Source organism: Vreelandella sulfidaeris Esulfide1, assembly GCF_054072535.1.
Genome location: NZ_JBSVSF010000002.1, coordinates 174085 through 187659 on the forward strand (window position 1 = coordinate 174085; position 13575 = coordinate 187659).

Consider the following 13575-nt stretch of genomic DNA (forward strand, 5'->3'; position numbering starts at 1 on the left):
GAATCTCCCTGCGTTTAGCTTACGGAAAATTCTACTTTTGAGCACCCTGGTTTTTCGGGGGGATTACCCTATGGCCACGTTATTTATCCAGCGCGAACCCCATATCGTCAATGAAATAGAATACGGCGCTCAGCCGGGCCAACTCGATCTGGACGCTGCATCGCTGCCAGAATGCTTGTGGGATGAATTTGAAGCAGAAGGAGAGGCGTTTAAGCTCGTCTTAGAGGAAGAAATTTACCACCGCGTGAATAAGAAGTAACACGCTGCGAAGAATTGCCAGCCGGGTTTCTCTACATCCAGATGGCATGACACAACATCAAACACCAAAAGTCCGGCCCTATACGACGTTTTTTTAACCTGTTAAAAGAATATAGATAACACCTATGTCGACGGGTGTCGAAATGCAGGCCTAGTGGTTTAATAGGAGTAGGGCTTTTAGCGAAGCTGCTGGTTAATTCTAGTCAGACAAAAAACCGATGAGGTAGCACCGTGATTGAGTGCGAAGGCATGAAGGATGATGAGACGCCATGCGCGCGAGAAGCAGTTCACAATATACCAGCTGTGGTGTTCGGCCAGGAACGCCAATTATTGCTTTGTAATGACTGCGTGCCAAAATATGTAGAGGAAGAAGACGACCTCTAATTAGGTGCTATTACCTGCTACGTTCGCATGAATGGGTAAGCAGATTTTTCATAATGGCCAATATTTAAACCTTGATACCCGGCAATAAGCCGGGTTTTTGCGTCTCAATTAGCGAGGCTAATTGGATACAAAAAACCCAACGTCGCGGTACGTTGGGTTTTTCCGAATTAATATCTTACTAATTCAAACAGCTGCAAATCTTTCAATATGGTTCTGTTCTTTATGCTCGGCGTGCCATAGCTCATAGTTTGCCTGCATCGTTAGCCAGTGCTTGGCATTGCCAATTCCGCCATGCTCTAACTTAACGGCCAAATCGGGGGAAATAGCGGCATGCTCATGTAATACGCGTGAAACTGCTGCACGAGACATGCCTAACTTTTTGGAAAATTCAGTGACGTTCAGCCCCAGCGCTGGCACGATCCGACGGCGCAATAAGCTACCTGGGTGCGGCGGGTTCATCATGGTCATGTTTCAGTTCTCTCTCTCTACACAAATTGTGTATCGCATATTTGAGGTGTTGCATTCATGGCTACGTCTGCGAGGCCATCTTTCTCGGTGGCCCTTGATAACCGTACCGAGCCGGTTATCAAGGAACGCCGGGGTTAGTGGTAGTCTAAATAGTCAACAAGGTGTACATCTTCCCCATCAAACGTAAATATCACTACCCAATTACCGTTTACATGCACCGAAAAAAAGCCTTTTCTATCACCCTTCAAACTATGAAAATCAAATCCTGGCAAATTCATATCGTTTGGCTTAGTGGCTGCGTCCAGTGCAGCAAGTATGTCTCTTAAATCGTCTACATGGTTTGGTTGTACTCCTTGGGATTCTCCCTTCTCATAAAGACGTTTAAGCCCTTTGTGTTTGATCTTCTTTATCATCGCATTGCTTTGCTCCCTTGTTGTGAAACGCCCTCGAAGTGTAGCGCGTAACGCTACACGCGTCAATGACAGCTGAGGTAGAAACTGCTTAAAGGTGGCATGGCTGACAGTACAGGAGCAGTTGTTCCGCCAACTAGATTGGCCCCGATTGAGGTGAAAAAACGGGTGTGCTCATTAACGTGCTTCTCTCTCATTCCTGCAGTAGAACAGGTTTTAAGAGGGGGGGTGCTGTAAAGGGTCGACCTCTAGGCGATCTCCAGCGGCTATACCATGCTCATTGAAGTAGCCAGCGTTTACCTCCAGGGCCATCCAGAAGCGCGTGCCAGCTGGATAACGCGGACAGGCTTCTTTTTCTCTCGTGCAGGGGGCCATGCTGGTGATCGACTGGATCTCTCCGTCATGGTCGAGGAAGGCAATATCAAGCGGTATACGAGTTTGGTACATCCAGAAAGCATGATCGGTTGTCTGCTCCTCATCATAGACGAAGAGCATGCCAGCATCGGGAGCCATTGAGTCACGCTCCATTAGGCCATTGCGACGCTGGCGCGAGGTAGATGCCACCTCAAGCATGAGCGAATATCGGCCTTCCTTAGCGTGCAAAACACCAGAGGAAAATGCAGTGGCCTGTCGAAGAATCATCCCCGTGATTAGAGCAGTGCCAATCAAGAAAAGCGCCAAAATGCGGATACTTTTTCGGGTCGTGGGCCGATCGAATCCCACAAGCCTTTGTTGACGCTGAAACATTATCACCTGGGCTCCAGAATAAAATCAGAATGTCACTCCAAGATAGAGCCGAGGGTGACCGTAACGGTTAGGGTTTGGGGGAACATATTATGCTGGCGACCACATTACTGGTCCGCTGGCTGCGCCATGCTCACTGGGCCAGCCCAGCAGCCGTGCAGCACGCTATTGAATTTTCACACTTAGCAGCCCGGGTAACGCTCCCAGCAGCTAGCGCCAGCGAACTCGGCATCATCCAATGGCACCGATGGCCGCTTTGCTTAGGGGACGATATTGCCTACTGGCGACCAGGGCGAACGGGGCTGCAATGTCAGCGCTTGCCTTATCCAGCGGCCGCTGGACTCACATCGACCACCTACGATGACAACTTCAGCTGCTCGATCAGAGACATCATCTCCCTGGCGTCTGGGAAAGGCGATCTCGTCGGCTACGCCACTCTCGACGCCTATGCTATCGGCGAATGTCGCGAATTGGTTCACAACAACCGTGCCAGCATCGAACCTTTGCCCAACTGGCATGAACTCCGCTTCCATGGCGGTTCTGGCGCTGAAGAGTCAGTAGAAGGTTTCAGTTGGCGGCCCTGGGGATACCATCTAAACAACCAGGGTGGCGCCCATCACTTCGCTACAGCTTGTCTGATTGCTGGCTTCCTCGATCCTGAGCTGCGCATAAAAGCTCCCTTGACCAGGCATGAACTGAACACCGAGGTCGCCCAAGTTATTCTCAGCGCCTTCGACATCTGGTAATCCCCCCATTTTCAGAGGGTTTCAAAAGTAGAGTTCAGACCACAGCGGCCAGTTTCTGTTGAGGGGTGATCCCTCCAAGCCCCATATTAGGGCGCTCGTGATTGTAGTGCCAGAGCCAACGAGTGGCGTAATCCTGAACCTCTTCGGTACTTTCAAACAGGTATTGGGCTAACCAGTCATAGCGCACCGTTCGATTGTAGCGTTCTATATAAGCATTCTGCTGGGGTTTTCCTGGCTGGATAAACATCAGCTGAATACCTTGACCTTCCGCCCATGCCGATAACTTACCACTGATATATTCTGGCCCGTTGTCACAACGAATAGAGTGCGGCTTACCACGCCATTCAATGATCTGGTCTAGCGCCCGGATAACTCGTTCAGTAGGCAACGAGATGTCTACTTCGATACCAAGACCTTCTCGGTTAAAGTCGTCGATCACATTCAGTAGACGGTAGCGACGACCGTCGCTCAGTTGGTCATGCATAAAATCCATAGACCAGCTGTCATTAATCGTTTCAGGCACCGCTAAAGGTTCAGGCTTCTCGCGGATTAACCGTTTCTTCGGTTTGATCCGAAGATTCAGCTCCAACTCTCGGTAAATCCGGTAGACCCGCTTATGGTTCCAACGAAAGCCTTTCACATTACGTAGGTGCAGGAAGCACAAGCCAAAGCCCCAGTTTCTCTGGTTATGCGTCAGCGTGATCAACCAGTCGGCGATTTGATCGTTCTCGCCGCGGAGCTTCGCTTGGTATCGATAGCAATTTTCACTGATGCTAAACATCCAGCAGGCTAGGCGGATGCTGACGTGCTTTTCCATGACGGCTTTCTGCGCCATCTCACGGCGACGAGACGGCTTCACCACTTTTTTTCGATGGCTTCCTTGAGGATATCCGCTTTCAATCGTTCCTCGGCATACATCTTCTTGAGCCGTCGGTTTTCATCCTCTAGCTCTTTTAGCCGTGCCATCATGGACGCATCCATACCACCGAATTTAGCTCGCCACTTATAGAAGGTCGCGCTGCTCATACCGTGCTCACGACATAGCTCCGGAACCGGGGCACCGCCTTCGGCTTGCTTGAGGATTGACAGTATTTGGCTGTCAGAAAAACGTGATTTTTTCATGCAGAATCTCCCTGCGTTTAGCTTACGGAAAATTCTACTTTTGAGCACCCTGGTTTTTCGGGGGGATTACCATCTTTTGCGAGCCAGAGCACCACACAATGAACGAAGCGTTTATGAAGCGGATGGAGGCTGCGCAGATCCCATTCGCCATCTGTTCAGCACCCCCGCCGCGGCAGGATGGCCATCACCTTTTACTGTTGTCCTGTGAGAACAGCAAAGCCATGGGCGTAGCCGATATATTCCGAGCTTACGGCTGGCTCGATTTCTGCGACCTCTTACGCAAGCAGGCGAAACAACAATAGAAAAAAACTGGGCACATCCATTGGACAGGGCTGACATCAGCTGGTGTTATTGCGGCAGCGCGTAGAACCACCAGGCTGTTAGCGGGCTTTGAAAGTACAGTGATTAGCAACGCATATAAGGAGAATGAACTTGGCAAAGATTAAACACGACGCAGAGGCGTTTCACGCCGAGATAGCTATGCGCGTTTACGATGAATCTGTGACCGACGCTATTGACGTTATCACTCGTGATGGTGAGCCAGAAACCCTGCTGGCAGTGGTGCGAAGCCTTGTTGATTTTAACGTGTATTACAGCAATCAGAAAAACTATAAGACGTACCAACACGCCTATGCTGCTATCGGTGCTGCAATTGATAAGGCGAACCCAGAGCATCAGCCACTAAACAAACACTGGAATAAATGAATCTTAATAGGGAAATAATATTTATCACTTTGCCTAGGTATAGAAAAGCCCCTGCCAGCCAGTGGAAGGGGCTTAGAATAGATCCTCTTCGTCACACTTCAGTGCTACCGAAAGTGGATGCTACCAACGTTGTGATGATCGCATTAGCTCTTTCTACGCTAGTGATGGAAGAGCTCAATCAACAACACACGACGAATATTAAGGGTTTGACGGTAGCCAAGCCGTTGTTCTCCAAAGGGCTGAAAAAACGCTCTGCCTTGTCTTTATCGACATTCACGACGAATGAAGTGTCAGTTCTTCATAAACACTGTTGATATTGTCGTCTTCTTTATTACTCGGTTCCGGCTTCGGATACAGAGGTTCGATAAGCCCGTTGGATAATGCTAGTAAATCGCCAAGCTGTTCGTAATCGAAGCTAACGCCATCTGCATTGCGTTGCTCAAGGCGTGAAATGGCATCTGATATAGCGGTCATGGTGTGATCCTCCACCCCTAAAGGAGGTAATGCCTGTATCAGCGGCTGTCCGTTGTCCCAACCGATTTTAATAGGTTGGTTGATGATATTGACCTGGGTGCCCGCCGGTATGCGGTCAAAAATTGATTCAATATCGGCAGGCAACATGCGTATACAGCCACGGCTTGCACGCATGCCAATGCCATCGGGCTGGTTGGTACCGTGAATCAAATAGCCATCGAAGCCTAAGATAATGGCGTGGTCTCCCAGCGGATTATCGGGGCCGGGCGGGACAACACTTGGCGCGGTTTCGCCGCGTGCTTCAGCTTCACGTTTTACCGACTCAGGCGGGTACCATGCGGGGTTTTTAATGTTCATGGTGGTCTCGGTCACACCGAGAGGGGTATCAAACCCTTCGCGACCAATGCCAATAGGATAGGTCTCAACACGCGGTGTCTCACCGTTTTTGACATCTGGGTAGTAGTAAAGCCGCAGCTCGGCAATATTTATAACGATCCCAGTACGCTCTACATTCGGCAGAATAAAACGTCCCGGAATAGTCACTTCCGTGCCCACCCCTGGAACCCAGATGCTGACCTCTGGGTTTGCACGGATCATCTCCAAATAGCCAAGGTTGTGACGCTTGGCAATATCTATCAAGGTATCGTCGTAATCCTTCACTGTGAAGGTGTCAGCCTCTCCGATAATATTGCCTTCCTCAGGTAGCGGGTAATGCCCCTTAGGCCATTCCGTCTCCTGGGCAGTGGAAGGTTGTGCCGCCATGGCGACAGGGACCCATGCCAGAGACGAAACCATCACACTCACGATGAAGCCGATCTGCATTGGCCATGGGAGGAGTCTCTTAAGTATTGCTGCGTTCTTTGCCAAGAGCATCGCTAGGTTCCTTTTTCATCTAATGCGTCGTTTTTTGATCGAGATAAGTTTAGTTGTAATCCGAGCAGCGTCAGCAAGGCAGCGAGTATCCAAGCGGGGCCACTACCGGTGCGTGTGAAAGGAGTTAGGCCCTGCATCGGGGTCACCTCGCCAGTTAAACTGGCCGGTTCAAACTGTGGGGCACGGGCTGTGACGTGGCCTTGTGAATCGATGATGGCCGTCACGCCATTACTGGTAGCTCGAAGTAGGTGACGACCATTTTCTAAGGCACGTAGACGCGCCATTTGAAGATGTTGGTGTGGGCCAATGGAACGCCCAAACCACGTATCGTTGGAAACCGTTAATAGCAGCTCGGCATTACGCGCCTGTTGGGCGACATGGTCGGCGAAAATGATCTCGTAACAGATGGCAGTGCCAATGGTAGTGCCAGCCACGTGTAACGGAGCCTGTCCGTCTGACCCTGGGGTCAGGCGGGGTGCTGGCAAGTCGAAAAAAGCAAGGGTGTCAGCGAGGAGGCTTTGGAATGGCAAATACTCGCCAAAGGGTACTAAGTGCGCTTTCTGGTATTCGCCTTGCACATCATTTAGCCCTATGACGCTGTTATAAGAGCGCCCTTCACTGTCGCGTTGCAAAATGCCGGTCAACAAGGAGGTGTTAGGCCCCAGGTCGGACGCTACTTGCTCCAGTATTCGCTGTGCTTCCTGCTCAAGCATGGGAAGGGCTGCCTCGGGCCAAACGATGAGATCGATGTCCCTTGCTTGCTCTTGTGTCATCGTTGTGTAGATATTGACCGCCTCGCGCTGCCCTTGGGCAGTCCACTTAATGCGCTGGTCAAGATTCCCTTGCAGCAATGCCACCCGGATGGGCTTGCCAGCCGGGGTTGTCCATTGGGCGGGCAATAGGAATGGAACGATCCACAAGGCGGCCATTGGGACAAGGAAAACCCAGCGGCGACGCAGAACCTCTACCCCTAACGTACCTGTCAGCGCGGTCATGAGTGACAGCAAGTACACACCACCAACGGGCGCCCATGGGGCTAGTGGAGAATCAATCTGAGAGGTGCCGAGCAATAACCAGGGAAAGCCGGTGAGCAACCAAGTGCGTAGCCATTCGCTCACCACCCACATACCGGCAAAGCTAAGAAAGGCGAACCGTGGCCCCGTGATGCGTCGATAGAGCCCAAAGGGGATTGCAAAGAAGAGCGCCAGGACGCTGACAAAAAGAGTGGTGAGGAACATCGCCACCAAGGCCCCGGTGCCACCGAAGTCGTGAATAGCAACGAAGACCCACGATGTGCCAGAACCGAACAGGCCTACCCCATAGCACCACCCACGCAGGGTGGCCATGGCAGGCGTTAGCGACGCTATCTTCCAATAGACCAGTGCCACGGCCACTGGGCCAAGCCACCATAGGGAAAAGGGGGCGGCACTCAAGGTGGTCAGCACCCCAGCGGCTAGCGCTACAACGCAATCGACTGTTGGTGAGAGTCGCCCAGCCACAAACGTATATTTTTTTTCTTGATCGACTGAGTCCATACCGTTACTCAGAGCGCTTAAAAGCAGGACTTTCACGCCATAACGCCACTGCGAACATCAATACACCGGCAAATAGCGCGATATCGGCCATGTTAAAGGCGGGCCAATGCCATTCGCTCCAGTAAACGTCCAGATAGTCGACGACGTACCCACGCGCTAACCGATCAACGGTATTGCCGAGTGCGCCGCCAAGAATCAGACTGTACGCACAGGCTTCCAAGCGCGGCAGGGGTTTGCATAGCTGCACGAGCAATACGACGACCACCACCAACGCTAAACCAAGAAAGAGGTAGCGCTGCCAACCACCTGCCTCCGCGAGAAAGCTAAAAGCGGCTCCTGTATTACCGGTGTATACCCAGTTAAAAAACGGCGTTAGCGGAATGACTTGGCCAAACGACATCTGGGCATGCACGATTTCTTTGACCAGTTGATCGGCTAGAGCCAACACGCAAGCAAATGTGAACCATGGCCAACGTCGTGAAGGGCTGTCGTGTTGCGCTGTTCTCATGACGTTGTTTTTCCTTGTGACAGGCCTGTCAATGCGGTACTGGGCGAAAAGCGATAACCCAGCAGTCGCATGGCGTTCAACGTCACCAGGACGGTAGCACCGGTATCGGCCATCACCGCAATCCACATACCGGTAATACCCAGCGCTGTGGTGACCAGGAAAATGGCTTTTAAGCCAAGGGCGAGAACAACGTTGGTTTTCACATTGCGTAGCGTGGCACGAGAGAGGTCTATCAGCTCAGCGATGCCGGTAACGCGGTTCTTGAGCAAGGCTGCATCGGCGGTTTCCAACGCCACATCCGTGCCGCCACCCATCGCGATACCCACATCGGCTGCCGCGAGTGCCGGTGCATCGTTGATGCCATCGCCTACTTTACCGATGGGGCCACGACCTGTCGCTTGCCAGTCTCGAACATACGCTGCCTTGTCTTCAGGCATTAGTTCGCCGTACGCTTCAATGCCTAAGCGACCCCCAGTGGCAGCGACGGTGCGGGCATTATCACCGCTGAGCATGACCGCCTGTACGCCTAAACGGGATAGCGCCGCTAGGCCTTCAAGGGCATCTTCGCGTGGCTCATCGCGAACAGCGATCAAGCCCAACAAACGCTCGCCTTCGACGAGGAGAGCGAGGCTCTTACCGGCTTCTTCTAACGCGATAATCCGAGCACTGAGACTTTCCTCCAGGATGACTTTCTCGTGAAGGTGACGAGGCGTCATTAAGCTCAGCTCGCGACCCTCCACCTGGCCTGAGACACCGCGCCCCGCCAGAGCGCGGCTGCCGGTGGCGGTGGGGAGGTTTAGGCCCGATTGTCGGGCATGCTCAACGATAGCCGTGGCGATAGGGTGACTGGAATCTCGCTCTATCGCGGCGGCGAGCCGCAATACGCTGTTATCGTCTTCCTCAGCGATCCAAGACTCCACATCTGTGACTCTTGGAGTACCCGCAGTGAGGGTGCCCGTTTTATCTAATGCCACCAAGCGAAGCTTACCTAACTGTTCAAGAACGGCTCCCCCTTTGATCAATAGGCCGCGCCGAGCGCCCGCCGAGAGGCCTGCGGCGATGGCGGCTGGGGTGGAAATGACTAACGCGCAGGGGCATGCGATTAACAGCAATGCTAACGCACGGTAAATCGACTCCGACCATGCCATGGTCGATACCAGCGGTGGCACTATCGCCATCAGGAGGGCGAGTAAGACGACGGCGGGCATATAGTAATACGCAAAACGATCAATAAAGCGTGCTATCGGTGCCTTGGCGGCCTGTGCTTCTTCAACCAGGCGAATAACGCGTGCGATCGTATTGTCATCAGCGCCTCGTGTTACCTCCACCTCCAGGGCGGCATCAAGATTCACTGTGCCAGCAAAAATGTCATCACCAGGCGCTCGCGAACGGGGTATGGACTCGCCGTTTACCGGCGACTCGTCAATGTCGGAGGTGCCCACCAGGATGCGTCCATCGCAGGGAACGCGATCACCGGGCCGCACCAGCACACGCTGGCCGGGTTTAAGTGACTCCGCCGAGACGTCACGCAGATGGCCATTGTCCATCAGCCTCGCCGTTGAGGGTGCTAAATTTGCCAAGGCTGAGATACTGCGGCGCGCCCGTGAAGCAGCTACCCCTTCGAGTAGCTCACCTACGGCGAACAAGAACACGACCATCGCAGCTTCAGCGGCAGCATTGATGGCCAATGCGCCAAGCGCAGCGATGCACATCAGCATCTCGATGGTAAAGGGGTTGCGCATTTTGAGGGCGCCCCAGGCACTCTGCGCAATGGGCATTAAGCCGACCAGCGTGGCCAGAATGAACGGCACATTACCCAGCGCAGGCCATGCTAAACGAAGCGCGAAGGCTACGATCAGCAGATTTCCTGTGATAATGACCAAGCGCCCTTTAGCGGTTTGCCACCAAGGGGATGAAGCACCAGATGCGCGTGTTTGGCCATCAGGGGAAGTCACTTGATAGCCTAGTTCGTTCAGAATGCCCTCAATGGTCTTTCGCGAGGGGGCCCCGTGATCATGGTGATGAATCTTCACCGATCCCGTGACCGAGCTTGCCGTGACTTCCTCAATGCCGTCCAGCCGCTCTAGCGCCGACACGACCTTGCGCTCACAACCGCCGCAGTCCATGCCTTCAACACGCAGCGTCAAAAAGGTAGTCGCTGTCGCCTGCGTTGATGTTTTCATGGTGCCTCTTCTCTCAATGGGCTATGGTTTTGAAGTGTAAACCTTGTAGCAACTATAGCTTCAAGCCCTACGTAAGGAGTTTTACCATGTCGATGATGGGGCAAAGTATCAGCATTGGTGAGTTAGCACGACGAGCCGATTGCAAACCTGAAACGGTTCGTTATTACGAGCGTATTGGGCTGCTGCGCGATGCAACACGAACCGGCGGAGGGCAGCGCCGCTATGGAGACGACGCTGTGCGGCGTTTGACCTTCATTCGTCATGCCCGAGACTTTGGCTTTTCGGTGGAGTCAGTGCGAGAGCTTTTGGCCATGTCAGATCAGCCTGATATGCCTTGCCAAGAAGTCGATGCCATCGCCACGCATCACCTAAAGAAAGTGGAGTCCCGCCTTCAACGACTGTCCATACTGCGTGAGGAGCTTCAACGGATGGTCACGCAGTGTGCCGGTGGTAAAGTGGAAAGCTGCCGAATCATTGAGGTCATCAGTGATCATCAGCTCTGTATCACTGAAAAATCGCACGGAGGGGCTCACGACTTAGGTTAGCACTAACGCTACGCCCCACGCCCAATGGTTAGCCCAGCGAAACATCCAAAAACAGCATGAGTACCAATCCGATAGAGAGGCCCAGCGTGGCCTTTTTTTGGTGCCCGCTTCGATGAGTTTCGGGAATAATCTCATGACTGATCACATACAACATCGCCCCCGCTGCAAAGGCCAACCCCCAGGGCAGTAGCGCTTGTGACATGCTGATGACTCCAGCGCCTAATAAGCCACCCAACGGCTCAACAAGCCCCGTAAGGGCGGCAATCGTCCATGACCGCCAACGTGAATAGCCCACGCCTAGCAGTGATACTGCTACGGCCAGTCCTTCTGGGGCATTCTGAAGTCCAATGCCAATCGCTAGTGGAATGCCTCCTTCGCTTCCCCCTGCGCCGAAGGCCACGCCAACGGCCAGCCCTTCTGGCAGGTTGTGTATCGTAATGGCAATAATAAACAACCAGATACGACGTAGTGAGGCAGCCTCTGGCCCTTCTCGCCCCTGTTCGAAGTGCTCATGAGGTAAGAGTTCGTTCAGTAGTGCGACCATTCCAATCCCTAGCAAGATGGCCGCACAGGCAATGGCAGCAGGTACCACGCTACCTCCGTAACGCAGCTCCGAGGCTTCTAAGGAGGGTATGATCAGTGAGAAGAAAGAGGCCGCTAGCATGACGCCAGCGGCGAACCCCAACGCTAAATCGCGAACACCACGATTCGGTCTTTTGGTAAACAAGACAGGAAGCGCCCCGACAGCCGTCATCAAGCCCGCGGCAAGGCTTCCCAATACCCCCATGGTGACGAGAGAAACCTCTTCCATACCGATTACCTGTCTTGTGGTAGATGAGTGATCACAGCGCTAGGGTTCCATAACGAGGCAAGCACACGTTCACGTTACTAACAATCCATGCAACGTTGCTAAGCACGGGTGGTTACGGCTCGTTAAACGAGATCAAGTCATAAATGGACGCCGTGCCGATAGCTTGTTCCAAGCGATCTCTTGCCTCGTAAAGTGACGCTTGATATTCACCTTGAGTCGGCTGCTCACCCAACATGATGCGTTGACCTTGACCAAGGGGATCAACAGGCTGGTTATTGACTCTCACTTCGTAATGCAGGTTGGGGCCCGTGGCGACCCCGGAGGAACCTACCTCTCCGAGCGACTCTCCCGCATTGACTAAATCCCCAACCACTAGCTGTGGGGAGAATCGGCTAAGGTGTGTGTAGCGACTAATGGCCCCTGTGTCGTGCTCCACCTCGATCACCTGCCCATATCCCCCTTGGCGACCCATAAAGAATACGCGCCCAGGTGCGGTGGCAATGACCGGCGTTCCTGTCGGCGCAGCCAAGTCAATTCCATTATGAGGACGCATCCCTCCATACACAGGATGTCGCCGATTCCCAAAGCGAGACGTTAAGCGGGCACTAAGCACGGGCAACCGCAACGTGCCTAGCAGTGTGTCGCTTTTGAAAAGAGCTACGTCCCCCTTTTGGGTGACCGGCCATATGACCTCCAAGGGCTCTGCCTGATCAGGCAGAGCGGCATAACTGAGGCGTGGTGGCCCAACACGGGCGCCGTCCTGGCGTCGATCTTCCTCCCACACTAATTGAATACGTTCACTGCCAGAAAACTCCAGCGGCGCTGCTATAAACTCGCTGAGCAGTGTTTCCAGTTTAGTGGCGAAACGCGTTGGGACACCTTCTGCTGCCAAGGCCTCGTAGAGAGTGGTATTAATGACGACATCACGCCCAAAGGTTAGGGTATCAACGCTATCGAGCGGTAATGTGCCTTCTTGCTCGCTAGCCGCCTGTAACTTGACAGGGCTAAGTTCAGACGGCGGCAATGACAGATGCGTTTGCCAATTGGCTTCGGCTAGCAAGGGGTAAAAGCCCACAAAGCCTAGTAACCACCAGCGCTGCATCACTGGCCATCCTCTTCCCCAGAGATCTCCGCTACTTCACTCTCAACGGCATCAATCAGCTCTTGCATACCAAAGGGGTCTAAAGGCTCGCCATTGACAAAAAAGGTGGGTGTTTGGCGAATCTGATTGGCTCTGACATCCGCCATGTCTTGGTCAATCACCGCCTGCACCTCAGCAGAAGTCAGTTGCTCTTCGGCAGCCGCTAAATCAAGGCCTCCTTGGCTCGCGATATCGAGGATAGCGGATTCATCAAAACTGCCATGTGAAGCCCATTGATCCTGGCGAGCCAGCAGCCTCTCCAGTACCGGTTCAAAGACGCCCTGACGACGAGCAACTTCTAATACCCGAATGGCCTTGTCCGATACGTCGCCGTGGAAAGGAGTGTAGCGCACGATGAGCCGCACTTTTTCTGGGTAGGTTTCCAGAATACTTTTTGTCAGGGGGTAGAAGGCACGGCAGGCTTCGCAAGCCGGATCGAAGAATTCCACAATCGTCACCGGCGCGTCTTCTCGACCCAAAATGGGGGAGTGTGAACGTACCAGTGAGTCCTCGGCCTGGACACCATTCTCTTTTGCTGCCTGAGCCTGCATGTCCAGGAGGGCAGGTTTTGATACGGCGACGATCGCAGCGGTCAGCAATAATGTGCCGGCCAATATAAAAGACGCTTTTTTGAACATGTTTCACTCTCTGTCTCAATGATGGGGTGG

At 53.2% G+C, this 13575-nt stretch carries 15 protein-coding genes; 4 read left to right on the forward strand and 11 right to left on the reverse strand.

The window, feature by feature from the left end; all coding sequences use genetic code 11:
• The first annotated feature begins 70 nt into the window (after positions 1 to 70).
• On the forward strand, positions 71 to 259 hold the full coding sequence (locus ACW44H_RS20645; protein WP_239392760.1) for a hypothetical protein: 189 nt from the start codon (positions 71 to 73) through the stop codon (positions 257 to 259).
• 566 nt (positions 260 to 825) lie between these two features.
• On the opposite strand, the gene ACW44H_RS20650 is transcribed toward ACW44H_RS20645, so the two are convergent.
• The 3 genes from ACW44H_RS20650 to ACW44H_RS20660 all read right to left on the reverse strand — a co-directional run bounded on the left by ACW44H_RS20650 (position 826) and on the right by ACW44H_RS20660 (position 2093).
• Entirely contained in the window at positions 826 to 1104 is a 279-nt protein-coding gene (locus ACW44H_RS20650) for a HigA family addiction module antitoxin (RefSeq protein WP_035561890.1), read from the reverse strand.
• A gap of 140 nt (positions 1105 to 1244) precedes the next feature.
• Complete coding sequence (locus ACW44H_RS20655; protein ID WP_035561763.1) at positions 1245 to 1523, reverse strand: type II toxin-antitoxin system RelE/ParE family toxin; 279 nt, start codon at positions 1521 to 1523, stop codon at positions 1245 to 1247.
• 213 nt (positions 1524 to 1736) lie between these two features.
• Positions 1737 to 2093, reverse strand: coding sequence for a DUF192 domain-containing protein (locus ACW44H_RS20660; protein ID WP_052703836.1), 357 nt, complete (start codon positions 2091 to 2093; stop codon positions 1737 to 1739).
• Positions 2094 to 2356: 263 nt separating this feature from the next.
• On the opposite strand from ACW44H_RS20660, the gene ACW44H_RS20665 reads away from it, so the two are divergent.
• Positions 2357 to 3010, forward strand: coding sequence for a DUF6685 family protein (locus ACW44H_RS20665; RefSeq protein WP_457509114.1), 654 nt, complete (start codon positions 2357 to 2359; stop codon positions 3008 to 3010).
• A 34-nt stretch (positions 3011 to 3044) separates the two neighbouring features.
• On the opposite strand, the gene ACW44H_RS20670 is transcribed toward ACW44H_RS20665, so the two are convergent.
• Positions 3045 to 4132 (reverse strand): IS3 family transposase gene (locus ACW44H_RS20670; protein WP_253504891.1). Its coding sequence is split into 2 segments (ribosomal slippage): positions 3045 to 3871 and positions 3871 to 4132, totalling 1089 coding nucleotides; the frame shifts between segments, so codons are not numbered across the junction.
• Between the two features lie 432 nt (positions 4133 to 4564).
• On the opposite strand from ACW44H_RS20670, the gene ACW44H_RS20675 reads away from it, so the two are divergent.
• Positions 4565 to 4837 (forward strand): hypothetical protein, encoded by a 273-nt coding sequence (locus ACW44H_RS20675; RefSeq protein ID WP_127062892.1) that lies wholly within the window; start codon positions 4565 to 4567, stop codon positions 4835 to 4837.
• 273 nt (positions 4838 to 5110) lie between these two features.
• Here ACW44H_RS20675 and ACW44H_RS20680 read toward each other — a convergent pair whose 3' ends face one another.
• Genes ACW44H_RS20680 through ACW44H_RS20695 form a run of 4 tightly spaced genes read right to left on the reverse strand, consistent with a single transcriptional unit; the run spans position 5111 to position 10410 of the window.
• Entirely contained in the window at positions 5111 to 6133 is a 1023-nt protein-coding gene (locus ACW44H_RS20680) for a L,D-transpeptidase family protein (protein WP_239392762.1), read from the reverse strand.
• A gap of 53 nt (positions 6134 to 6186) precedes the next feature.
• Complete coding sequence (gene lnt / locus ACW44H_RS20685; protein ID WP_035556060.1) at positions 6187 to 7719, reverse strand: apolipoprotein N-acyltransferase; 1533 nt, start codon at positions 7717 to 7719, stop codon at positions 6187 to 6189.
• Between the two features lie 4 nt (positions 7720 to 7723).
• Positions 7724 to 8227, reverse strand: coding sequence for a signal peptidase II (lspA, locus tag ACW44H_RS20690; protein ID WP_035556057.1), 504 nt, complete (start codon positions 8225 to 8227; stop codon positions 7724 to 7726).
• A complete protein-coding gene (locus ACW44H_RS20695; protein ID WP_339883961.1) occupies positions 8224 to 10410 on the reverse strand; it encodes a heavy metal translocating P-type ATPase in 2187 nt (728 codons plus the stop codon). Before ACW44H_RS20695 ends, lspA begins: the two co-directional genes overlap by 4 nt.
• A gap of 86 nt (positions 10411 to 10496) precedes the next feature.
• Here ACW44H_RS20695 and ACW44H_RS20700 point away from each other — a divergent pair, with 86 nt between their 5' ends.
• Positions 10497 to 10955 (forward strand): MerR family transcriptional regulator, encoded by a 459-nt coding sequence (locus ACW44H_RS20700; protein WP_082051477.1) that lies wholly within the window; start codon positions 10497 to 10499, stop codon positions 10953 to 10955.
• Positions 10956 to 10983: 28 nt separating this feature from the next.
• On the opposite strand, the gene ACW44H_RS20705 is transcribed toward ACW44H_RS20700, so the two are convergent.
• The 3 genes from ACW44H_RS20705 to ACW44H_RS20715 form a co-directional block, all read right to left on the reverse strand.
• Complete coding sequence (locus ACW44H_RS20705; protein ID WP_035556053.1) at positions 10984 to 11766, reverse strand: ZIP family metal transporter; 783 nt, start codon at positions 11764 to 11766, stop codon at positions 10984 to 10986.
• A gap of 112 nt (positions 11767 to 11878) precedes the next feature.
• Positions 11879 to 12868: a M23 family metallopeptidase gene (locus ACW44H_RS20710; protein ID WP_127062888.1), complete on the reverse strand. Its 990-nt coding sequence runs from the start codon at positions 12866 to 12868 to the stop codon at positions 11879 to 11881.
• Entirely contained in the window at positions 12868 to 13545 is a 678-nt protein-coding gene (locus tag ACW44H_RS20715) for a DsbA family protein (protein WP_127062887.1), read from the reverse strand. The genes ACW44H_RS20710 and ACW44H_RS20715 overlap by 1 nt, the downstream gene beginning before the upstream one ends.
• Between the last annotated feature and the right edge of the window lie 30 nt (positions 13546 to 13575).